Origin of the sequence: Arthrobacter sp. C9C5 (genome assembly GCF_013359735.1) — a bacterium.
Classification (GTDB): Bacteria; Actinomycetota; Actinomycetes; order Actinomycetales; family Micrococcaceae; genus Arthrobacter.
The window spans coordinates 48389-70631 of sequence record NZ_JABFMX010000016.1 but is presented as its reverse complement, the minus strand read 5'-3'; the positions used below and the strand labels follow the sequence as shown (position 1 = coordinate 70631).

The 22243-nt window shown below is 68.3% G+C and carries 22 protein-coding genes and 1 pseudogene; 13 read left to right on the top strand and 10 right to left on the bottom strand.

Annotated features, from left to right (window positions below; translation table 11 throughout):
• Positions 1-62: 62 nt before the first annotated feature.
• From HNO80_RS13410 to HNO80_RS13395, 4 genes are read left to right on the top strand one after another with little or no spacing between them, the layout of a single operon-like run.
• Entirely contained in the window at positions 63-515 is a 453-nt protein-coding gene (locus HNO80_RS13410) for a DUF3099 domain-containing protein (protein ID WP_175323341.1), read from the top strand.
• A complete protein-coding gene (locus tag HNO80_RS13405; protein WP_175323340.1) occupies positions 512-808 on the top strand; it encodes a hypothetical protein in 297 nt (98 codons plus the stop codon). The genes HNO80_RS13410 and HNO80_RS13405 overlap by 4 nt, the downstream gene beginning before the upstream one ends.
• The gene (locus HNO80_RS13400; protein WP_175323339.1) at positions 809-1687 is read left to right on the top strand and encodes an SURF1 family cytochrome oxidase biogenesis protein; all 879 of its coding nucleotides are present in this window, start codon (positions 809-811) and stop codon (positions 1685-1687) included. It begins immediately after the preceding gene.
• Between the two features lie 11 nt (positions 1688-1698).
• A complete protein-coding gene (locus HNO80_RS13395) occupies positions 1699-2166 on the top strand; it encodes a YbaK/EbsC family protein (RefSeq protein ID WP_175323338.1) in 468 nt (155 codons plus the stop codon).
• Positions 2167-2318: 152 nt separating this feature from the next.
• Here HNO80_RS13395 and HNO80_RS13390 read toward each other — a convergent pair whose 3' ends face one another.
• On the bottom strand, positions 2319-3917 hold the full coding sequence (locus HNO80_RS13390; protein WP_175323337.1) for an ABC-F family ATP-binding cassette domain-containing protein: 1599 nt from the start codon (positions 3915-3917) through the stop codon (positions 2319-2321).
• A 297-nt stretch (positions 3918-4214) separates the two neighbouring features.
• Here HNO80_RS13390 and HNO80_RS13385 point away from each other — a divergent pair, with 297 nt between their 5' ends.
• The 4 genes and pseudogenes from HNO80_RS13385 to HNO80_RS13375 all read left to right on the top strand — a co-directional run bounded on the left by HNO80_RS13385 (position 4215) and on the right by HNO80_RS13375 (position 6324).
• On the top strand, positions 4215-4922 hold the full coding sequence (locus HNO80_RS13385) for a biotin transporter BioY (RefSeq protein WP_175323336.1): 708 nt from the start codon (positions 4215-4217) through the stop codon (positions 4920-4922).
• A 98-nt stretch (positions 4923-5020) separates the two neighbouring features.
• Positions 5021-5359, top strand: a pseudogene (locus HNO80_RS18220) (ATP-binding cassette domain-containing protein); the annotation flags it as partial.
• 15 nt (positions 5360-5374) lie between these two features.
• On the top strand, positions 5375-5677 hold the full coding sequence (locus HNO80_RS18215) for a hypothetical protein (protein ID WP_502707856.1): 303 nt from the start codon (positions 5375-5377) through the stop codon (positions 5675-5677).
• A complete protein-coding gene (locus HNO80_RS13375; RefSeq protein ID WP_175323334.1) occupies positions 5674-6324 on the top strand; it encodes an energy-coupling factor transporter transmembrane component T family protein in 651 nt (216 codons plus the stop codon). Before HNO80_RS18215 ends, HNO80_RS13375 begins: the two co-directional genes overlap by 4 nt.
• Positions 6325-6664: 340 nt before the next feature.
• On the opposite strand, the gene HNO80_RS13370 is transcribed toward HNO80_RS13375, so the two are convergent.
• Both HNO80_RS13370 and HNO80_RS13365 read right to left on the bottom strand, forming a co-directional pair.
• Positions 6665-7939, bottom strand: a complete 1275-nt coding sequence (locus HNO80_RS13370; RefSeq protein ID WP_175323333.1) for a thiolase family protein — start codon at positions 7937-7939, stop codon at positions 6665-6667.
• A complete protein-coding gene (locus HNO80_RS13365; protein WP_175323332.1) occupies positions 7911-9338 on the bottom strand; it encodes a class I adenylate-forming enzyme family protein in 1428 nt (475 codons plus the stop codon). The genes HNO80_RS13370 and HNO80_RS13365 overlap by 29 nt, the downstream gene beginning before the upstream one ends.
• Before the next feature lie 58 nt (positions 9339-9396).
• Between HNO80_RS13365 and ypfJ the strand changes: the two genes are divergently transcribed.
• Positions 9397-10281, top strand: coding sequence for a KPN_02809 family neutral zinc metallopeptidase (ypfJ, locus tag HNO80_RS13360; RefSeq protein ID WP_175323331.1), 885 nt, complete (start codon positions 9397-9399; stop codon positions 10279-10281).
• A gap of 141 nt (positions 10282-10422) precedes the next feature.
• Here ypfJ and HNO80_RS13355 read toward each other — a convergent pair whose 3' ends face one another.
• The 6 genes from HNO80_RS13355 to HNO80_RS13330 form a co-directional block, all read right to left on the bottom strand.
• Positions 10423-10755 (bottom strand): metal-sulfur cluster assembly factor, encoded by a 333-nt coding sequence (locus tag HNO80_RS13355; protein ID WP_138769377.1) that lies wholly within the window; start codon positions 10753-10755, stop codon positions 10423-10425.
• Between the two features lie 13 nt (positions 10756-10768).
• The gene (gene sufC, locus HNO80_RS13350) at positions 10769-11566 is read right to left on the bottom strand and encodes a Fe-S cluster assembly ATPase SufC (protein ID WP_175323330.1); all 798 of its coding nucleotides are present in this window, start codon (positions 11564-11566) and stop codon (positions 10769-10771) included.
• Between the two features lie 112 nt (positions 11567-11678).
• On the bottom strand, positions 11679-12038 hold the full coding sequence (locus HNO80_RS13345) for a non-heme iron oxygenase ferredoxin subunit (RefSeq protein ID WP_175323329.1): 360 nt from the start codon (positions 12036-12038) through the stop codon (positions 11679-11681).
• Between the two features lie 31 nt (positions 12039-12069).
• Positions 12070-13356: a Fe-S cluster assembly protein SufD gene (gene sufD, locus HNO80_RS13340; RefSeq protein WP_175323328.1), complete on the bottom strand. Its 1287-nt coding sequence runs from the start codon at positions 13354-13356 to the stop codon at positions 12070-12072.
• Positions 13356-14819: a Fe-S cluster assembly protein SufB gene (sufB, locus tag HNO80_RS13335; protein ID WP_138769381.1), complete on the bottom strand. Its 1464-nt coding sequence runs from the start codon at positions 14817-14819 to the stop codon at positions 13356-13358. Before sufB ends, sufD begins: the two co-directional genes overlap by 1 nt.
• Complete coding sequence (locus HNO80_RS13330; RefSeq protein WP_175323327.1) at positions 14819-15580, bottom strand: helix-turn-helix domain-containing protein; 762 nt, start codon at positions 15578-15580, stop codon at positions 14819-14821. The genes sufB and HNO80_RS13330 overlap by 1 nt, the downstream gene beginning before the upstream one ends.
• 195 nt (positions 15581-15775) lie before the next feature.
• On the opposite strand from HNO80_RS13330, the gene HNO80_RS13325 reads away from it, so the two are divergent.
• The 3 genes from HNO80_RS13325 to HNO80_RS13315 are packed head-to-tail and all read left to right on the top strand — an operon-like array spanning position 15776 to position 18469.
• Positions 15776-16741, top strand: a complete 966-nt coding sequence (locus tag HNO80_RS13325; RefSeq protein ID WP_175323326.1) for an ABC transporter ATP-binding protein — start codon at positions 15776-15778, stop codon at positions 16739-16741.
• Entirely contained in the window at positions 16738-17517 is a 780-nt protein-coding gene (locus tag HNO80_RS13320; protein WP_175323325.1) for an ABC transporter permease, read from the top strand. The genes HNO80_RS13325 and HNO80_RS13320 overlap by 4 nt, the downstream gene beginning before the upstream one ends.
• 7 nt (positions 17518-17524) lie before the next feature.
• On the top strand, positions 17525-18469 hold the full coding sequence (locus tag HNO80_RS13315) for a COX15/CtaA family protein (RefSeq protein ID WP_175323324.1): 945 nt from the start codon (positions 17525-17527) through the stop codon (positions 18467-18469).
• Between the two features lie 137 nt (positions 18470-18606).
• Here HNO80_RS13315 and HNO80_RS13310 read toward each other — a convergent pair whose 3' ends face one another.
• Positions 18607-19569, bottom strand: coding sequence for a heme o synthase (locus tag HNO80_RS13310; RefSeq protein ID WP_175323323.1), 963 nt, complete (start codon positions 19567-19569; stop codon positions 18607-18609).
• Between the two features lie 518 nt (positions 19570-20087).
• Between HNO80_RS13310 and tkt the strand changes: the two genes are divergently transcribed.
• Entirely contained in the window at positions 20088-22205 is a 2118-nt protein-coding gene (gene tkt, locus HNO80_RS13305) for a transketolase (RefSeq protein WP_175323372.1), read from the top strand.
• Positions 22206-22243 lie beyond the last annotated feature (38 nt).

The window sequence follows — 22243 nt, the reverse complement described above, 5'->3', positions numbered from 1 at the left end:
CCGCCCTGGGCCGCCTGTTGTTTGGGCGGCCCAGCCGATGGTGAGAGAATTGTAGGAAGCCTATGGAGCGTGATCTGACAGCCGTGACAAACAAGAACCGACCCGGTGAGCGGACGTCCGGGGAGTATTCCGGCGAAACCGAGGTCCACAGCATCACCGACGCCGCCGCCGCCCACTCGGAAGAGATGCGCCAGCGGATGATCAAGTATGCCGTGGCCATGGGCATCCGCATGGTCTGCCTGGTCCTGGTGTTTGTGGTGGACGGCTGGTTCAAGATCCTCCCTGTCATCGGGGCCGTGTTCCTGCCGTGGTTTGCCGTGGTGATCGCCAACGGCAGCGACCACGCCGAGGTGCACAGCGAATCGCTGATCGACTACGTGCCGATGGCCGAACTGGACGCTCCGCGCCCCGGGGAAACACCGGACCAGGGACCGGCGGCGGGCGATGTCCCCATCACCCTGTTGCAAGGCGAGCTGATTGACGACGACGAAGACCACGGACGGGCAGCTTCATGAACATTTTTGACTTGGCCGGCCCCACGGCCGAGCCTGCCAGCGCGCTGTGCTCCCGCAAGGCGTGCCGCGCGCACGCCGAGTGGCAGCTGCTGTGGAACAACCCCAAGATCCACACCCCGGAGCGGCGCAAGATCTGGCTCGCCTGTCCGGAGCACCGGGCCTGGCTGGAGGATTATCTCCAGACGCGGGGGCTGTGGAAGGAAACCCTTCCGTTGCACAGCACCAGTGACGAAGCCGCGGGCGGCTCCGGGGACGGCGCCGCCTCGACTGTCGCCCCGGGCAGGGCCGGCTGAATGTACCGCTTCCTTTTCTCCAGCAAGTGGCTGGGCTACCTGCTGCTGGCCGCCATTTTCGCTACCGCCTGCGTGCTCCTGGGCCGCTGGCAGATGGACCGCCGGGCGGAGACCCTCGCGGAGATCAATCGCGTCGTGTCGAATTATTCGGCCACCCCGATCCCCTTCGCGGACGCCCGGAACCAGTTCATCAAGCTGGACGCGGACCGCGAATGGACCCAGGTGGAGCTGCACGGCCGCTACGACGAGGCCGGCCAGCGGATTGTCCGCAACCGCCCGCTCAACGGCCAGCCGGGCTACGAAGTGGTGGTCCCCTTCAAGCTGGACTCCGGCGACACGGTCGTGATTGACCGCGGCTGGCTGCCCATCGGTAACAAGACCCCCGGCAGCCCCGACTCGGTTCCTGCCCCGCCCACGGGCGAGGTCACGGTGGTTGCCCGGCTCAAGCATTCCGAGCCTGAACTGCAGCGCGGCGCCCCGGACGGCCAGCTCGCGTCGATCGACCTCGCCGCCTACTCGTCCCAGCTCGGGTACCCCCTCCTCACCGGGGCCTACGGCCAGCTGGCCTCGGAAACCCCGCCGGTAGCGGACATGCCCGTCGGCTTCCCCAAACCCTCCACCGAGGAGGGCACGCACCTGTCCTACTCGCTACAGTGGTTTGCCTTCGGCGTTCTCATGTTTGTCGGCTTCGGCTACGCAGCACGCCAGCAGGCCCGGAACGCCGCAATTGATGCGGAGGACGCGGAGACCCAGGCGGCCGAAGGCGCGTACCTGCACGCAAGCAACCCGGCGCCCCGCCGTCATGCTGTCCCCCGGAAGCGGAAAACTGCCACCGCGGAGGAAGAGGAAGACGCCATCCTGGACGCCCAGGGATTCTGAAGGAGCACAGCATGGACCCCGACGCCGTAGCGAACGTCCGGCGCGCGCTCCTCGCGGCCGGCGCCGCGGATACTGTGGCCGTCTTTGATTCGGCAGTCCCGACGGCGGCAGCGGCGGCCGCTACCCTGGGCTGCGACGTCGCGGCGATCACCAACAGCCTCGTGTTCAACCTGGACGGCGCTCCGCTGCTGATCCTGGCCAGCGGGGCAGCCAAGGTGGACGTCCGCAAGGTGGCAGCCCGCCTCGGGTCAGGGAAAATCCGCCGCGCGGATCCCGACTTCGTCCTGCTGCACACCGGCCAGCGCGTAGGCGGAGTGGCCCCGCTCGGCCACCCGGAAAAGATCAGGACCCTCCTCGACGACTCCCTGGCAGCCCACCCCACCCTCTGGGCCGGCGCGGGAGACCACAACTCCATGTTCTCGATCACCTACCAAGAACTCCACCGCATCACCAACGCCGAAGAACTCCAGGTACGGTAATCCCGCAGTGGCGACATGACCGCTAGCGCAACGGTGACATCCGTGAGAGCGACGAACGCGGCCCATTTGCGTAGCGTGCGTCTAAGCGAGGGACGAGCGAGCACGCGGCAAATGGACCGCGCGAGGCGCGTAGGCAAGCCCGGAGGAGAGGCCTACGCCAGCGTGATCAAATCCAGGTAGTCCTCGTTCCAGAGGTCCTCGACGCCGTCGGGCAGCAGCACGACACGCTCGGGATTAAGCGCTTCGACGGCCCCCTCGTCGTGGCTCACCAGCACAACCGCGCCGGTGTAGTTGCGCAGCGCGCCCAGGATTTCGGAGCGGCTGGCCGGGTCGAGGTTGTTGGTGGGCTCATCGAGGAGCAGCACGTTGGCGCTCGACGCGACGATGGTGGCCAGCGCCAGCCGCGTCTTCTCGCCGCCGGAGAGCACGCCGGCGGGCTTGTCGACGTCGTCGCCGGAGAACAGGAACGAACCGAGGATGCCGCGGACCTCGGAGTCGTTCATGTCGGGCGCGGCAGAGCGCATGTTCTGCAGCACGGTGCGGTCGACGTCGAGCGTCTCATGCTCCTGGGCGTAGTAGCCGACCTTCAGTCCGTGGCCGGGGATCACTTCCCCGGTGTCGGGCTTGTCGACGCCGGCGAGCATGCGCAGCAGCGTGGTCTTGCCGGCACCGTTGAGGCCGAGGATGACCACCTTGGAGCCGCGGTCGATCGCGAGGTCGACGTCGGTGAAGATTTCCAGCGAACCGTAGGACTTGCTGAGGCCGTCGGCGGTGAGCGGGGTCTTGCCGCAGGGCGAGGGGTCCGGGAAGCGCAGGGCGGCCACGCGGTCGTTCTCGCGGACCGCTTCGAGGCCGCCGAGGAGGCGTTCGGCGCGCTTGGCCATGTTCTGAGCGGCGACGGCCTTGGTGGCCTTGGCGCGCATCTTGTTGGCCTGGTCCATCAGGACCTGGGCCTTCTTTTCGGCGTTGGCGCGTTCGCGCTTGCGGGCACGCTCGTCCGTTTCGCGCTGGGTCAGGTAGCGCTTCCAGTCCATGTTGTAGAAGTCGATCTGCGCGCGGTTGGCGTCCAGCAGGAACACCTTGTTCACCGTGGCCTCAAGCAGTTCCGTGTCGTGGCTGATCACAATCAGGCCGCCCTGGTGGTTCTTCAGGAACTCCCGGAGCCAGGCGATGGAATCGGCGTCGAGGTGGTTGGTGGGCTCATCGAGGAGCATCGTCTCGGCGTCGGAGTACAGGATGCGGGCCAGCTCCACACGGCGGCGCTGGCCGCCGGAGAGGGTCTTGAGCGGCTGGTTCAGCAGCCGGTCCGGCAGGGCGAGGTTTGAGCAGATCGCTGCGGCCTCGGCCTCGGCCGCGTAGCCGCCGGCGGCGAGGAACTCGGATTCCAGCCGGTCGTAGCGGTTCATCGCCTTGCGCTGGACGTTGGCGTCCTCGCTGGCCATCTCTTCGTGTGCCACGCGGAGCTTGCCGACCGCGATGTCGAGGCCGCGGGCGGACAGGATGCGGTCCCGGGCCAGCTGTTCCATGTCCGGCGTGCGCGGGTCCTGCGGCAGGTAGCCGATTTCGCCGCTGCGGGTGACCTTACCGGCGGCGGGCAGGCCCTCGCCGGCCAGGACGCGGGTGAGTGTGGTCTTGCCTGCACCGTTACGGCCGACGAGGCCGATCTTGTCTCCCTTGTCGATCCGGAAGCTCACCTGGTCCATAAGCAGACGGGCGCCGGCGCGCAGTTCGAGATCCTGGACGGTAATCAATGCAGCTAAGGCCTTTCACAACAGGGAACGCCGCGGCACAACGGATGGAGTCTGGACGGGGCCGGGGCAGTTTGGCCAAGAGTTCGGCCTCTACAAGTCTACCGGCACCTCCCCTGCCGGGTGACATCGGGGAACGCGGCGGACGACGGCGGCCCGCGACCGCCAGCGCAGCCTCCCTTTGGCGGGGTCGTCCAGCGAGCGGGCCGCCGCTTAGTGGAAGGCCTACAAAATGGCGGGGTTGCCACGGCCGTATCGTCGGAAGTGAGACCCCGGCCCCACCACTCGACAGGAAACAGCATGAGCAACACCGACAATGCCGTCACCGGCACCACCCCCGCAGCAAGCCCTGGAAGCAGCGCCCCGGAGGCCCCGCGCCAGAGCCGCCGCAGCCGCTGGGATGCGACCGACCTCGCGCTGATCGCGGTGTTCGCGGCGATTGTCGCGGGTTCTGCCCTCATTGCCGCAATCCCAGTGGGCGGCCTGGGTGTGCCGATCACCCTGCAGACTCTTGCCGTGATGCTCACCGGACTCGCGCTCGGCCCGGGCCGCGCCTTCGCTGCCGTGGGCCTGTACCTCCTGCTGGGCTTCGCCGGGCTGCCGATCTTCAGCGGCGGGCGCAGCGGGCTGGGTGTCCTGGCGGGACCTTCGGCCGGCTACATTTTCGGTTTCCTGCTGGCGGCCACTGCCGTCGGCGCCCTGACCGTCGTCGTGATGCGCCGCACGGCGGAGCACTCCGCGAAGTTCCGGGCTGTGCTGCTCTTCTGCGCCGCCATGGTTAGCAGCATCGTCTTTGTCCACGGGCTGGGCATCCTCGGCATGATGCTCAATGCCAAGCTCAGTCTCTCCGCGGCCTTCCTGGCCGACCTGGCCTTTTACCCGGGCGACGTCATCAAGAACATCCTCGCCGTGACCGTCGCCCTCGCCCTGCACAAGGCGTTCCCTGACCTGCTGGTCCGGCGCATCCGGCGCGTCCACTTGGCCGGCGAGGCAGCCGGACGCGCGTGAGTATCGTCTTCGACGGTGCGGCCGTCCGGGTAGCCGTCGACGGCCGCCCGGAGCCCAAGACCCTGCTCGAACCGGTGTCCCTGACGCTGACTGAACGCCGCGTCGGCGTCATCGGGGCGAACGGCTCGGGCAAATCCACCCTGCTCCGGATGCTCAACGGCCTCGTCGCACCGAGTTCCGGTGCGGTGGCGGTGTCAGGTTTCGATACGGTCCGGGATGTCCGCGCTGTCCGCCGCCGAGTCGGCTTCGTCTTCACTGATCCGCTCTCGCAACTCGTGATGCCGACCGGGCGCGAAGACGTCGAATTATCGCTGCGCCGCTCGGTGCGGAACGCCGGCGAACGGCGTGCCCTGGCGGAGGCCTGCCTCGAACGGTTTGGGCTGCTGGCGCTGGCGGACCAGAGTGTGTACGAGCTCTCCGGCGGCGAACGGCAGCTCGTCGCCCTCGCTGCGGTGCTGGCCGTGAACCCGGACATCCTGATACTGGACGAGCCTTCCACCCTGCTGGACCTGCGGAACCGGGAACTGCTGCGCCGTACCCTGGCGGAGCTCGATCAGCAGATCATCCTGTCGACCCACGACCTCGACCTCGCGCTCGATCTGGACAGGGTGCTGGTGGTGGATGAGGGCAAGATCGTGTTCGACGGCGGGGCGGCCGCCGCCGTCGAACACTACCGGGTGCTGTGCGCGGTAGAAGCCGCCGACGTGCGGGGCGCCGGGGTGCGGGGCGCCGACGGGGACACGGCGCAGCCATGAGGGGCCATGGCTTCCTGCTCGCCAACTATGTACCGGGCACCTCTTTGGTGCACCGGACTCCCCTGTGGCTGAAGTTCTTGCTGGTATTGGCGTGCGGGATGGGATCGTTTCTCGTTGCCGACTGGGCCGCGGCGGCAGCGGGACTCGGCGTGCTGTGCGGGGTCTTTCTGCTCAGCGGGGCCGGTGTCCGCAGGCTGTTCCGGGCTGTCCGGCCTATCCTGCCCGTGCTGGCGGTGATCGGCTTGTTCCAGTGGTGGCAGCTGGATGGCCCGGTTGCCGCGCGGATTGTGTTGAACGTTCTGGTCTGCGTGGTGGCGGCGGCAATCCTGACGGCCACCACGCAGGTCCAGTCGCTGTTGGACGGCGTAGCCTCGCTGGCCCGGCCGTTTCGCCGATTCGGCGCCGATCCCGAGCGGTTCGCCCTGACAATTGCCATCATGCTGCGCAGCATCCCGTTCATCGCGGGCGCCTATGCCGATGTCCGCGATTCGGCCCGGGCCCGCGGCCTGGAACGGAACCCCCGCGCCTTGGTGCTGCCGGTCTTCATCACTACGGTGGCATTCGCCCGACAGACCGGCGATGCCCTGGCGGCCCGCGGTTTGGGCGAGGCCGACGACGGGGACGATCACGAGGATCGCGAGGGCTGAAGCCGTGCGGGCCCGTGCAGGTTTCGTGCCGCGGCTCGGTGCACTGGACATGCCCCTTGCTGCGGACCACGGCGGCACATACCCTTTCCTGGTCCTGTGCAGTGGGCATATCACCAATATGTCCACGCTTCGCAGCTAGGAGTGGGCATGCTCCGCGGTTCGAGGCACCGGCCATGTTCCCTGCTGCGCCTCACGGAGGTGCATGCCCTCCCTTGGCCGTGGGGGCTGGACATGTCCGCACTATGACCAGTCCCCGAACCGAAGAATGGGCATGTCCGGCAGGTTGGCGCACCGGACGTGTCCAATCCCCGAACCGAAGTACGGGCATGTCCCCCGGGCACTACCGGAGCGAGCGGTATTCGAACAGTGCAGCGGCGCCCATCCCGCCGGCGATGCTGATCATGGCCAGGGCCAGCCTGCCATTCACGGGCTCCCGGCGGGCCTGGGCCAGCAACCTGGTCACGAGCACGGCGCCGGACGCCCCGTAGGCGTGCCCCAGGGCGAGGGCGCCGCCGTGGAGGTTGGCGCGTTGCGGGTCGATGCCCAAGTGATCGAGGCATGCCAGGGTCTGGGATGCGAACGCCTCGTTGAACTCGATCAGCCCGAGGTCCCCGGCCGCGACGCCGGTATTCGCGAGGAGGCGCTCCGCGGCGGCGGCCGCCCCCATCCCCAGCAGCGCCGGCTCCACGCCCGCGGTGTCCGCCCCGAGGACCAGCAGGCCGTCGCGGGCGCCGAGTTGGCGCGCGCGGGCCAGCGAGGTGATCACGACGGCGGCTGCCCCGTCCGCGTCGAAGCAGGAGTTGCCCGCGGTCACGGTCCCGCCGGCGACGAACGCAGCAGGGAACCGGGCCAGCAGCGCCGGGGTCAGCGAGCGGCGCGGGCCGTCGTCGCAGCCCACGGGACCATCGGGCCCGGGCAGCGCGACGGTCTCGGCTGCGAAGGTTCCGGCCGCTGCGGCGTCGAGCGCCCGACGGTGGCTGCGCAGCGCGAAGTCGTCCTGCCGTTGCCGCGCAATGCCATGGCAGGCGGCGACGTTCTCGGCGGCCACGCCCATGTCCGGGTCGCCGATGCTGCCAGGGGCAAACTGGGCGCGGCTGAAGAACTGGGGCTCGCCGTCGGCGCCGCGCCTGGCCCGCAGTGGTGCGGTGCTGATGCTCTCCACCCCGCCGGCGAGATACACGCCTCCGCCGCCGAAACCCTCGCCGAATTCGGCGCCGGACGCGACGAGCCGGGATGCCAGCACGATCGCGTCCAGGCCGGACCCGCACTGCCGGTCCACGGTCAGTCCGGGAACGCTCACGGCCAGCCCGGCCTCGAGTGCCGCCAGCCGGGCGACATTGCCGCCGCCGCCCACCGCGTTCCCGACCACGACGTCCGTCACCTGGTCCGGTGCAACACCCGCGTCGGCCAGCAGGCGGCGCAATACCGGCGCCAGCAGCTCGTGGGCCTGGAACGTCTTTAGCGCGCCGTGGGCCCGGCAGACCGGGGTCCGCAACGCCGCGATGATGACGGGCTGCCGGCCCTCCGGCAACAATCCGCCCCGGCGCGGCCCAAGCGGCGAAGGCGTCCGGGACCGCAGCGGATCCTCAGCCAAGGCGCCGGACACGTGGATCATTCCGGGCGATCCACTCAAGCAGCAGCGGACGGCTGGGCTTGCCGCGGTCGGTAAGGGGCAGCTCGGTCAATGCGTAGTAATCCAGCGGACGCTTGCTCCGGGCCAGGACATCCTCGACGCCGGCCTTCAGCTGCGTGCCCGTCAGGCCTCCGTGGGACGGCAGTACCGCGGCCACGACGCGCTGGCCGCGAAGGTCGTCCGGCTGCCCGGCGGCGATGGCGGCGGCGACGCCCGGCACGGACGCGAGGGCGAGTTCCACCTCGTGTGGGTACACGTTGGTTCCCGATGTGACAATCATGTCCGAACGGCGGCCCAGCAAATGCAGGGTTCCTTCGGACAGGTAGCCCCGGTCCCCCACGGTGTACCAGCCGTCGAAGCACTGCAGCGCCGCGCCGTCGTCGCCCCACAGGTACCCGTCGCTGACCATTCCGCTGCGCACGCAGACGTTGCCGTCGCGTCCGTCCGGAACCGGGGCGCCGCCGTCGTCGAGAATCCTGATCTCGACGCCGGGAAACGGACCGCCGATTCCCGTGCCGTTCCCCGTCCCGCCGGACGCCGGAGCCTCGCCCGGCCGCAGGCCCGCGCCGGCGACGAAACTGAGCTCCGCGGCGCCGTAGTACTCGAAGATCGTCGCGTTCGGCGCCCAGCGGCGCGCGGCCTCCAGGGTGCGCGCGTCGAGCTTGGAGCCGGCACAGATGATGCTCCGCAGGCCGGAGGCATCCACGCCGCCGGCCAGGCCGCGCTCACTGAGGAGCCGCAGCATGGTGGGAACCAGGACCAGCCGGGTGATGCCGTCATGGCTGACCGCGGTGTGCGCGTCGCCGACGTCGAACTGTTCCAGGGTGTGGAACTCGGAGCCGGCATACAGGCATTCGGCCAGGGCATAGAGATTGAGGCTGGCGGCCAGGGGTCCGGGTGCGAGGGTCCTGTCCTCGCCCCGCAGGCCGAAAAACTCGAGCGAAGACTCGAAGGACAACCGCCAGGAGCGCCGCGAGCGGGTGAACGCCTTGGGCAGCGCCGTCGTGCCGGAGGTGAGCCCGATCAGGAAAGGTGACTCCGGCGCCCCGTCCGCGAGCTCGCTGCCCAGGCCGGCGCCCTGGCCTGCGCCGTCGGCGGGGACCGCATCCGCGATCCGAGCGGTGATGCCGTCCAGGAGCTGCCGCGGCCACGTGGGGTCCAGCACGGCGCAGCGGCGGCCGGCCGCGACAGCGGCCGCGAAGGCGACCGCAAAGTCCGTGGAGTTGCGCTCGGCCAGCACCGTGACGGCCGGCGTCACCGGGACGAGCGCAGCCGCGGCGTTCCGCAGTTCGGACCAGCTCAGGCGTTTTCCAGCCACGACGACGGCGGTGCCGTCGGGGCGTTCATCGGCCCAACGCTGGAGTCTGTCAAGAAAAGGCATCGGATCAACTTTACCGGGCGGCGGGGCCCCTGCCGCGGGGAAAGGATATTGTGACAGCATGAGTTTCAATGACAACGTGCAACTGGACCCGTCGCAGGTCCAGAGCCGCGGCGGCATGGGCCGCGGCACCAAAATCGGCGGCGGGATCGGCGGTGGCATAGTGCTGCTGTTGGCCGCGCTGTTCGGCATCAACCCGCAGCTCCTGGAGGGCCTGGCCGGCACTACCCAGGACCAGACCCAGAGCCAAAGCACCGCACCGGCCTGCAAGACCGGCGCCGACGCCGACGCCCGTCTGGAATGCCGGATCGTGGGCACGGTCAACAGCCTGAATGCCTTCTGGCCGGACTACCTGGCGCAGTACAACAAGAAGTACCCGCAGCCGGAGACGGTCCTTTTCCGCGGCGCCACCAACACCGGTTGCGGCTCAGCCACCTCGGAGGTCGGCCCGTTCTACTGCCCCGCCGACCAGACGGCGTATTTCGATCCGGGCTTCTTCCAGGAGCTCGTGGACCGCTTCGGCTCCTCTGGCGGGCCGCTGGCGCAGGAGTACGTGGTGGCCCACGAGTTCGGACACCATATCCAGAATGTCCTCGGCACCATCGACCGTGCCCAGCAGGATCCGCAGGGTCCGCAGTCCGGCGCGGTGCGGGTGGAGCTCCAGGCCGACTGCTACGCGGGGCTGTGGGTCCGCTACGCCACCACCACCAAGGACCCGAAGAGCGGTCAGCCGTTCCTGGAACCGCTCAAGACGCAGGACCTGCAGGACGCCCTGTCCGCGGCTTCCTCGGTGGGCGATGACCGGATTCAGAAGGCCGCCACCGGCCGGGTTTCGCCGGAGTCCTGGACCCACGGCTCCAGCGCGCAGCGGCAGAAGTGGTTCTACCAGGGTTACAAGACCGGCGACATCAACCAGTGCGACACCTTCAAGGTCGCCACCCCCTAACCCCGTAACCCGATCGACTGCTCCGAAACCGCCGTTATGGGCCTCCAAAAGGGCCGTTGCGGAGCAATCGATGCCATCACGGCAGAAAAAACGACGGCGGGCCCACCTCCAAGAGGTGGGCCCGCCGTCGTTGTGGGGACCTTAGATGTTGAAGCCCAGGGCGCGCATCTGGTCGCGGCCGTCTTCGGTGATCCGTTCCGGACCCCATGGCGGCATCCACACCCAGTTCAGCCGCCAGTCGTCGACAATGCCGTCCAGGGCCTTGCCCACCTGTTCCTCGATCACGTCGGTGAGCGGGCAGGCCGCCGTGGTCAGCGTCATGTCGATCAGCAGGGCGCCGTCGTCGTCGGAGTACTTCAGGCCGTAGAGCAGGCCCAGGTCAACGATGTTCACGCCGAGTTCCGGGTCGATCACATCCTTGAGTGCCTCTTCGACATCCTCGAGGCCCGTGCGGGCCATATTGATTTCGGTCATGGCGTAGTCCTAACTAGGCCTGTGCTGCGGCGTCGGCGGCAGCGATGGTGGCGGCTCCGGCGCCCGGGAGGTAGCGGTCGTAGCCTTCTTCTTCAAGGCGGTCGGCCAGCTCCGGGCCGCCCTCTTCGACAACCTTGCCGTCAACGAACACGTGCACGAATTCCGGCTTGATGTAGCGCAGGATCCGGGTGTAGTGGGTGATCAGCAGGGTGCCCATGTTGCCCTCGGCGTGGGCGCGGTTGACGCCCTCGGAGACAACCTTGAGCGCGTCGACGTCCAGGCCTGAGTCGGTCTCGTCGAGGATGGCGAACTTGGGCTTGAAGAGCTCCAGCTGGAGGATCTCGACGCGCTTCTTCTCGCCGCCGGAGAAGCCCTCGTTGACGTTGCGCTGGGTGAAGTCGGCGTCGATGCGAAGCTGGGCCATGGCGGCCTTGACGTCCTTGGTCCAGGTGCGGAGCTTCGGGGCTTCGCCGTCAATTGCGGTCTTGGCGGTGCGCAAGAAGTTGGTCATGCTGACGCCGGGAACCTCGACCGGGTACTGCATGGCCAGGAACAGGCCGGCGCGGGCGCGCTCGTCAACGCTCATCGCGAGGACGTCTTCGCCGTCGAGCGTGATGGTGCCGCTCGTGACGTTGTAGCGCGGGTGCCCGGCGATGGTGGAGGCCAGGGTGGACTTGCCCGAGCCGTTGGGACCCATGATGGCGTGGGTCTGGCCGGTCTTGATGGTCAGGCTGACGCCCTTCAGGATTTCCTTGGTGCCCTGCTCGGTGTCAATGCTGACGTGCAGGTCCTTGATCTCAAGAGTAGACATGTGTCTTGTTCTCCTCTGCACCCCCGCCTCGGCGGCGGTGCGTTTCTCGTCGATAAGTTTTTGTGGTGCTGGTTGCCGACCTGGCCGGGACAAGCGTGGCTTGCCCCGGCGGTCAGCTGAAGTTCGGAGCTTCGGCGCCGTTCAGGATGGTGCTGACGTCCACGTAGACGTCGTCATCCTGGATGGTCACGGCGAAGACAGGCACGGGATCGTAGGCGGGCAGCTGGAGCGGCTGGCCGCTGCGCAGGTCGAACTGGGAGCCGTGGCCCCAGCATTCGATCTTGCAGCCTTCCACCTCGCCTTCGGAGAGCGAGATGTCCGCGTGCGAGCAGGTGTCGCCGATGGCGTGGATCTCCCCCATCGAGTCCTTCACGACCGCTACCGGGTAGTCGTCGATCAGGATCCGCAGCGCCTGCTTGACCTGGATCTCGCTGGCGCTGCAGACCAGCTCGCCCTTTGGCTGTTCCGTCATGTTCGTTGTCCGTGTTCCCTAGTGCCGTGCACTAGTTTTCCGTGGCGGCGAGCTCGCGCTCGACGGCGGCCGTGAGGCGCTCTTCGATGGCGGGAACCTTGATCTGCTGGATGATCTCGTTCAGGAAGCCGCGGACCACCAGTCGGCGGGCCACCTTTTCCGGAATACCGCGGGCCATCAAGTAGAACAAGTGCTCGTCGTCGAAGCGGCCGGTGGCGCTGGCGTGGCCGGCGCCGGCGATCAGGCCGGTTTCGATCTCAAGGTTGGGCACGGAATCCGCGCGGGCACCGTCGGTGAGAACCAGGTTGCGGTTGGCCTCGTACGTGTCGGTGCCTTCTGCTTCCTTGCGGATCAGGACGTCGCCCACCCAGACGGTGTGCGCGTTCCGGCCCTGCAGGGCGCCCTTGTAGAGCACGTTGGACTTGCAGTTGGCGACGGCATGGTCCACGAAGAGGCGCTGCTCAAGGTGCTGGCCAGCGTCGGCGAAGTACAGTCCGAACATTTCCGCTTCGGCGCCGGGGGCGGTGAAGCGGGTCGACGGCGTGACGCGGACCAGGTCGCCGCCGAGGCTGACGACGATGTGCTTGAATTTGGCGTCGCGGCCAAGCTTCGCCTGCTGGGAGGAGGCGTGCACGGCGTCGTCGTTCCATTCCTGGAGCGAGATGACGGTGAGCTGCGCGCCGTCCTCAACCAGGATTTCGATGTTTTCCGAGACGACGGCGGTGCCCTGGTGGTCCAGGACGACGACGGCCTTGGAGAACTTCTCCGCGACGATCACAACGTGCTGCGCGGACGCCCCGGTGCCCTGGCCGGTCAGCACCACGCTGACCTCGCCCTCAGCCTGGACCTCGGCGGGAACCGTGATGACGGTGGCCTCGGTGAAGTTCTCCCAGGCGTTCGCGGAAACCCGGTCCTCGGGGATGGCGGCGGAGCCGATCCGGGCGTCGTCCCGGCCGACGGTCTCGACCCGGACGCTGTCCGGGCCGGTGACGGCCACAGACGGCGCCGCACCATTCAGGACGTCGGCGTGCAGGCCGCGAAGGCGCTTGAGCGGGGTGAACCGCCAGTCTTCCTCCATGCCGGTCAGCGGCTTGAAGTCCGCCAGCTTGTACGAGGTCAGGCGGCCGGCGCGTGAGCTGTCCGGGACGCCGACGCCGCCGCCGTGCGAGTGGCGCTTGACGGCTTCGCCGGCCAGCGGCGACTTGGACTCCGCGGCGTTCAGCGGTGAAAGGCTTTCGCCTTCCTCGGTGAAACCGTTGATGAACGGCTGGGCTGAGGGCGCGCCGATGCGGGCCTTTTCAGTAGTGATGTCAGTCATTAACCGACCGATCCTTCCATCTGCAGTTCAATCAGGCGGTTCAGCTCGAGGGCGTATTCCATCGGCAGTTCGCGGGCAATCGGCTCGATGAAGCCGCGGACGATCATCGCCATGGCCTCGTCTTCGCGCATGCCGCGGGACATCAGGTAGAACAGCTGTTCTTCGCTGACCCGCGAGACCGTGGCCTCGTGGCCCATGGTGACGTCGTCCTCGCGGATGTCGATGTACGGGTAGGTGTCCGAGCGGCTGATGGTGTCCACCAGCAGCGCGTCACAGCGGACCGTGTTGGCCGAGTGCTTGGCGCCTTCGCGGACCTGGACCAGGCCGCGGTAGGCAGCCCGGCCGCCGCCGCGGGCCACGGACTTGGAGATGATCGAGCTCTTGGTGTTGGGCGCGATGTGGACCATCTTGGAGCCGGTGTCCTGGTGCTGGCCTTCGCCGGCGAACGCGATCGAGAGGGTCTCGCCCTTGGCGCCTTCGCCCACAAGGTAGACGGCCGGGTACTTCATGGTCACCTTGGAGCCGATGTTGCCATCGATCCACTCCATGGTGGCGCCCTCTTCGCAGATGGCGCGCTTGGTGACCAGGTTGTACACGTTAGTGGACCAGTTCTGGATGGTCGTGTAGCGGACGCGGGCGCCCTTCTTCACGATGATTTCCACGACGGCGGAGTGCAGCGAGTCCGACGTGTAGATCGGTGCGGTGCAACCCTCGATGTAATGGACGTAGGAATCCTCGTCCGCGATGATCAGGGTGCGCTCGAACTGGCCCATGTTTTCCGTGTTGATGCGGAAGTAGGCCTGCAGCGGGATGTCCACGTGGACGCCCTTGGGCACGTACACGAAGGAACCGCCGGACCAGACGGCCGTGTTCAGCGACGCGAACTTGTTGTCGCCCACCGGGATGATGGTGCCGAAGTACTCCTGGAAGATTTCCGGGTGTTCGCGGAGCGCGGTGTCGGTGTCCAGGAAGATAACGCCCTGAGCTTCCAGGTCCTCGCGGATCTGGTGGTAGACGACCTCGGACTCGTACTGGGCGGCGACGCCGGAGACGAGGCGGCTGCGCTCGGCTTCCGGGATGCCCAGCTTCTCGTAGGTGTTCCGGATGTCCTCGGGCAGGTCTTCCCAGGTGGCGGCCTGCTTTTCCGTGGAGCGCACGAAGTATTTGATGTTGTCGAAGTCGATGCCGGACAGGTCCGCGCCCCAGGTGGGCATGGGCTTGCGGTCGAAGTACTTCAGGCCCTTCAGGCGCAGGTCCAGCATCCATTCCGGCTCGTTCTTCTTGGCCGAGATGTCACGTACGACGTCCTCATCGATACCACGGCGTGCATTGGCGCCGACGTCGTTCTTGTCGGCCCAGCCGTATTCGTAGGTTCCGATTCCGTGGAGCTCGGGATTCTTTTCCAGAATCTCCGAGATCACAGTGGATTCAGCAACCTTCTTCTCTGATAGTTGGTCCGTCATCACGGCCTTTCTTGCAGATGGTTGGATACTTCGTCCGGGTTGCCGGGGCCCGCGGGGCTGGGAGCCCCGATGGCGGCCGGACGGCCCGTAGGTATGTGGGTGGTGCAGACATGGCCGCCGCGCGCCAGGGTGGAGAGCCGGCGAACATCGACGCCGACCAGCCGGGAGAACAGTTCAGTCTCCACATCGCAGAACACCGGGAACTGCGCGGCGAGCTGCTGGATGGGGCAGTGGCCCTGGCAGAGCTGGACGCTGGAAAGGGCGGCCGGCAGCGGCGCCTTGGCCTCGATCGACTGCGCCGAGGCGACGAAACCGTCGCGGCTCAGCGCCTCGGACAGGGCCTGCGCGCGGGCCGTGATATCGGTTCCCGCCCGCTCGATTTCAGGCGCGTAGCGGCGTTCCATCTCGGCGAAGCGCTCGACGGCGAACTCCCGTACCGCGTCCTGGCCGGCCATTTCGCCCAGCCGCCGCAACGCGGAGCTGGCGATGTCGAGGTAGTCGTTGCCCAGCGTGGACTGGCCCTGCGAGCTGAGCACGTAGCGGCGGGCCGGGCGTCCCGCGCCGGCGCCCGCACGGGACGCGCGTTTGACCTCGATCACGCCGTGACGCGAGAGGTGGTCCAGGTGACGGCGAACCGCCGCCGGAGTGAAACCCAGCAGCTCGCCGAGCTCCGCGGCGCTGATGGGACCGTGTTCCAGCACTGCCGCCAGGACGCGGTCCCGGGTGCGTTCCTCCGCGTCAGCAGCCATTACCGCAGGCATTGCTGCAGGAACAGCCGCGCCTTCGGCAGGGTCGGCCGACTCCGCGCGCACGGGAGGCGCGGCAGAAGTAGTTGGGCTCATGGAATACACAACACAATCATGTCGTAATTTACTCCCCCGATCCAGTAAGGCATGGCTTTCCTGGCGCCTGCTTCGGATCGGGGCCGCGCCTACTACATCGCGTAGAATGCTTTGGTGCGATCTCCCGAATCCCCCGCCCTGACAATCAGCGGGCTCATCAAGGATGTTGGTCCGCTGCCCAGCCTTGACGGCAAAATGCTGCGGGTGGTCAGCGGCGTGTCCCTTGTTGCCGAGCGCGGCCAGGTGACCGCCCTGCTTGGCGCCAACGGGGCGGGTAAGACCACCACCATCGAATGCGCCCAGGGACTGCAGAAACGGACCGGCGGCAGCATCATCCTGCTCGGCCAGGATCCGGACACGGCAGGGGCGGCGCTGCGCGCCCGCGTAGGCGTGATGCTCCAGGACGGCGGCCTGCCGCCGTCGGCCCGACCGATCCCCCTGCTCAGGCATATCGCCGGCATGTACCAGGACCCGTGGCCGGTGGACGAACTCGTCGCGCGCCTGGGCATCGACGCTTTCAGCCGGACCTCCGTGCGGCGCCTCTCCGGCGGCCAAAAGCAGCGGCTCGCCCTTGCCGCAGCCCTGGTTGGCCGCCCCGAGGTGCTTTTCCTCGACGAGCCCAGCGCCGGCCTGGACCCGCAGTCCCGCCAGTTGGTCTTCGAGCTGATCGCCGAACTGCGGGACCGCGGCATGGCCATCATCCTCACGACCCACCTCATGGACGACGCCCAGCGCCTGGCCGACTACGTCTACATCATCGACGCCGGCCGGAACGTCGCCGAAGGCACCGTAGCCCAGTTGCTGCGGCACGAACTGGCGGCCGCGGGCGCACAGCACATCCGGACGCTGCATTTCGAAGCGGAGCCCGGACTGGACCTGGCCGGCGTCCTGCCGGCCGACGTCGAAATCCGCGAGACGCGCGCCGGCAGCTACAGCGCCACCGGTGCGCTGACTCCCGCCGACCTCGCCGCCGTCACGGCCTGGTGGGCGGACCGTGGCATCATGCCCGCCTCCATGAGCCTGGCCGCCCGCAGCCTCGAGGACGTCTTCCTCGACATCTCCGGAAGGGAGATCCGATGAGCTCCGTCCCCGCCACCGCCGGCACCCCGCTGGGCAGCGGCCCCGCTCCCCTGCTGCGCCGCATCCTGCTGCAGGGCAAGTATGAGACGGTCACCATGATCCGTAACGGCGAACAGCTGATCCTGGCGATCATCCTGCCGTTGCTTGCCCTCGTGGGCCTGACCGTCACTCCACTGCTGGACGGCCTTGGTTCCAGCCGGGTCAACATCGCCGTGCCGGGCATCCTCGCCCTGTGCGCCATGTCCACGGCCTTCACCGGCCAGGGCATCGCCACGGGCTTCGACCGCCGCTACGGGGTGCTGCGCTTCCTGTCCACCACCCCGCTGGGCCGCGCCGGGCTGATCCTGGGCAAGGTCCTGGCGGTGCTGGCGGTGTTGCTGCTGCAGGTGCTGGTGGTCTCCGCGGTCGCCCTGCCCCTGGGCTGGCGGCCGTCGGTGCCGGGGCTGCTCCCGGGCTTCCTGCTGCTGGTCCTCGGCGCCGCGGCCTTCACCGCCCTGGGCTTGCTCGTGGCCGGCACGGTCCGGCCGGAGGCCACGCTGGCGATCACCAACCTCCTGTGGATCCTGCTGGGCGCCCTCGGCGGGATCGTCATCCCGGCCGAGCGCCTCCCCGCACTCGCCCAGGCGATTGTGCACTTCCTTCCCTCCGGCGCGCTGGGCCAGGCGCTGCGGGATGCTTTCCTGCACGGCAGCGTCAATCTTGCCGCCGTCTTTGTCCTGCTGCTCTGGACGGCCATTGCCGGCGCGGCAGCAACCCGTTGGTTCAAGTGGAATTGAGAAAACTGTGAGTACGGCGTCCCGCCCTTCCCGGATCATCTCCCGGATTTCCTCCCGGCTGCCCGTCACCGTCGATAAGACGGTCCGCCGGCTGGCCGTGCTGTCCCTGATCGGCCAGACCGTGCTGGTGGTGACCGGCGGCGCCGTCCGCCTCACCGCTTCCGGCCTGGGCTGCCCCACCTGGCCGCGCTGCACCGACAGCTCGCTCGTGAACACCCCGGAGATGGGCATCCACGGCATCATCGAGTTCGGCAACCGGCTCCTGACGTTCGCGCTGGCCGCCGTCGCGGTGATGATGCTGGTGTACCTGTGGAACCTGCGCAAGGAACGCCGGGATCTTTTCCTGCTGGCCCTCGGCCTGCTGGCCAGCATCCCGGCCCAGGCCGTCATCGGCGGCATCACCGTCCTCACCCAGCTGAATCCGTGGGTGGTGGGCCTGCACTTCCTGGTCTCGATGGCCCTCGTGGTCCTCGCCACCCTGCTGGTCAACCGGGCCTACGGCAGGACCGGCAAGTTCCGCACCAGCCAGCTCCCCGCACTGCCAGGCGCCGCACGTCCCGTGCTGACCGCCGTCGCCCTGATCTCAGCCGTGGCCGTGTGCCTCGGCGTCGTGGTGACCGGCGCGGGCCCGCACGCCGGCGACGCGAACGCGCCGCGCAACAACCTGGACTGGGACCTGTTCTCGCACATCCACGCCGTCCCCGCCTACCTCGTCACCGCGGGGGCCCTGTTCGGCGTGTTTCTGGTGGTCCGGGGCCGCATCACCGGCCCGTTCCGCACGGCCGTGTTCCTGCTCCTGGGCGTCACCGTGCTGCAGGCTGTTATTGGCTTCACGCAGTACTACAACGGCATCCCGGCCCTGCTCGTGGCCGCGCACATGCTCGGCGCGGCCCTGCTGATGAGCGCGTCCACCAACGCCGCGGACATCGCGCGCAGCAGCCCGCTGAAGTAGCGCGGCCAGGAAGCCGGGTCAAGTAGCCCGGCCGCGCGCCGGCCCCCGCGCCTCCAGAGACAAAGAACCCCAGTCCGTTTGGACCGGGGTTCTTTGTGTTTGTGGCGTGTCAGGGCGGGATGCCCGTGGCTGCCTGCTTAGCCGCCGACGATGGCGGACCCGATGAACGGGTCGACGGCCAGTGCGATGAAGAGCAGGGTGAGGTAGCTGATCGAGCCGTGGAAGACCTTCATGGCGCCCTTGTTGGACACGTCGCCGCCCTGGGCCCGGTTGTAGAGGGCGTGCGACTCGTACAGGAACCAGGCGCCCGCGGCGACGGCGGTAACGGTGTAGACCCAGCCGGCCCCGCCGACCGGGATCAGCAGCAGCGAGCAGGCCACCATGGCCCACGCGTAGAGCACGACCTGCACGGACACGACCTTGGCGCCGGCGATGGCGCCGAGCATCGGCACGTTGGCGTTGCGGTAGTCCTCGCCGTAGCGCATGGACAGCGGCCAGTAGTGCGGCGGGGTCCAGAGGAAGATCACCATGAAGAGCACGACGGCGGGCCATTCCACCGTGTTGGTCACGGCGGCCCAGGCGATCAGCACCGGGAAGCAGCCCGCGGCGCCGCCCCAGACGATGTTCTGCGCGGTGCGGCGCTTGAGGATCATGGTGTAGATCACGACGTAGAACACGATGGCGCCGAGGCCGAGCCAGGCCGAGAGCGGGTTGGCGCCGAACCAGAGGATCGCGATTGCGGCGGCGCCGAGGAGCCAGGAAAACACGAGCGCTTCCCGGGGCGTGACCTCGCCGGTGACCAGGGGCCGGTTCTCCGTCCGGTGCATCAGCTTGTCGATGTCCCGGTCGATGTAGCAGTTGAAGGAGCCCGCGCTGCCGGCGGCGAAGGCGCCGCCCACGAGTGTCGCCAGGATCAGGCCCAGGGACGGGAAGCCGCGCTCGGCGTAAATCATGGTGGGCAGGGTGCTGACCAGCAGGAGTTCGATCACCCGGGGTTTCGTGAGCGCCAGGTAGGCCTTGGCTTTGCGGCCGAAGCCGATTCGACCTGGGGCCGGGGAGGCGTTAAGCGGCGTATCTGTTGTGCTCACGGTGGCAGTCACTCTGTTCTGTCTGGCTGGTCAGTCCGGCTGGTCGTCGCAGTACGTCCTAGATCCGGCGCACTGCGTTCGGAGGGGGTCCACGCGCAGCGCACAGGCATGTCCTCGCCCCCGTTGGTAGCCACGCACCATCATACCGTGGCGGCACCGGCGTCCGGGCCCTTCGGAAACCCGCCGGAATTCCGCCAGGTTAACGCAGCCTCACCGCCGCGGCGGCGCGCGGTGATTCATATAAGCCGAAAACCGGTCCAATTCGTGAGATGTACGCTGCCCGGCAGGTGGAATGGGGCTAAGCTGTCTGACAGATCAGCACGCACGGGCGGCTGCCCCCAACGGCGCTCCCTGCCTCTGCGCATGCGACTGAATGATAGATCAACGTTTCGATGGTGAACGGCTGGTACGAACCGCAGCGGGCACCGAACTGTGCCCCGGCGGAAAGCCCTCAGCGGGAAAGCTCCCCAGAGGGAAAACCCGTACCGCCGGCCGTCAGCACAGAGAGGGGCCCGGTTTACGTGCCACATTTGGAAGAGCAAGAACTGTCATGGACTCATCTGGACCAGCGTGCCGTGGACACCGTCCGGGTACTCGCGGCGGATGCGGTGGAGAAGGTCGGGAACGGCCACCCCGGCACGGCCATGAGCCTGGCACCGGCCGCCTACCTGCTCTTCCAGAAGTTGATGCGCCACGACCCGGCGAACCCGGACTGGCTGGGACGTGACCGGTTCGTCCTGTCCCCCGGCCACACGTCCCTGACGCTCTACATCCAGCTCTTCCTCTCCGGCTACGGCCTGGAGCTGAAGGACCTCGAGGCGCTGCGGACCTGGGGTTCGCTGACCCCGGGCCACCCGGAGTACAAGCACACGGCGGGCGTGGAAATCACCACCGGCCCGCTCGGCCAGGGCCTGGCATCCGCCGTCGGCTTCGCCTACTCCCAGCGCCGGATGCGCGGGCTGTTCGACGCCGACGCAGCCGTTGGCACCAGCCCGTTCGACCACACCATCTGGGTGATCGCCTCCGACGGCGACCTGCAGGAAGGCGTCACGTCCGAGGCCTCCTCGCTCGCCGGCCACCAGGAGCTGGGCAACCTCGTGGTGATCTATGACGAGAACCACATCAGCATCGAGGACGACACCGACGTCGCGTTCACCGAGGACGTCCTGGCCCGGTACGAGGCCTACGGCTGGCACACCCAGCGGGTCGACTGGACCCGGACCGGAGAGTACAAGGAGGACGTGGCCGAGCTGCACGCCGCCCTGCTCGCCGCGAAGGCCGAGACGGGCAAACCCTCCATCATCTCGCTGCGCACCATCATCGGGTGGCCGGCGCCGAAGAAGCAGAACACCGGCAAGATCCACGGCTCGGCGCTGGGCGCCGAGGAAGTCGCGGGCCTGAAGAAGGTCCTCGGCTTCGACCCGGAGCGCAGCTTCCAGGTCGACGACGAGGTCCTGGCCCACACCCGCGAGGCGCAGGCCCGCGGCGCCGCGGCCCGGACCGAGTGGCAGGCGTCCTTCGAGGCCTGGCAGTCCGGCAACCCCGAGGCGGCCGCCCTGCTGGAGCGCGTCGAAGCCCGCAAGCTTCCGGCCGAACTCGATGCCGCCCTGCCGGTCTTCGAAGCCGGCAAGGACGTCTCCACCCGTGCCGCGTCCGGCAAGGTCCTGAACGCGATCGGCCCGGTCCTGCCCGAGCTGTGGGGCGGTTCCGCGGACCTCGCCGAGTCCAACAACACCACGATCGAGGGCTCGCCCTCGTTCATCCCCGCCTCCCGGCAGACCGAGGCATGGAAGGGCAACCCCTACGGCCGGGTGCTGCACTTCGGCATCCGCGAACACGCCGCCGCGTCGATCGTGAACGGGATCAGCCTGCACGGGGCGACCCGGGCGTTCTCCGGCACGTTCCTGATCTTCTCGGACTACCAGCGCCCGGCGATCCGGCTCGGCGCCCTGATGGGCGTCCCGTCCCTGTATGTCTGGACGCACGACTCGATCGGCCTCGGCGAGGACGGCCCGACCCACCAGCCGGTGGAGCAGCTCGCCTCGCTCCGGGCCATCCCGGGCCTGGACGTCGTGCGCCCCGGCGACGCGAACGAGGTCGCCGCGGCCTGGAAGGTCATGCTCGAGAACCATGAGAACCCGGCCGGCATCGTGCTGACCCGGCAGAACATCCCCACCTATGCCCGCGGGACCGGCGACGCCGAGGCCGACACGTTCGCCTCGACCGCCGGCGTCGCCAAGGGCGGCTACGTACTGGCCGAAGCGTCCGCCAACGGCCAGAGCACCGAGGCGCAGGTCATCCTGATCGGCACCGGCTCCGAGGTCCAGCTCGCCGTGGCCGCCCGCGAGGCCCTGCAGGCCGAAGGCATCCCCACCCGGGTGGTCTCCATGCCGTGCGTGGAATGGTTCAACAAGCAGGACGCCGCTTACCGCGAGGCAGTGCTCCCCGCCAACGTCAAGGCACGCGTCTCCGTCGAAGCCGGGCTCGCCCTGGGCTGGAAGGAGTTCGTCGGCGACGCCGGCCGCTCCATCAGCCTCGAGCACTTCGGCGCGTCGGCCGACTACAAGCGCCTGTTCCAGGAATTCGGCATCACCGCCGAGGCCGTGACCGCCGCCGCCAAGGAATCCCTCGCCGGCCTCACGGCCTGACCCCAACTTCACGCTTTCCGGGCCGCCGCTCCACCACG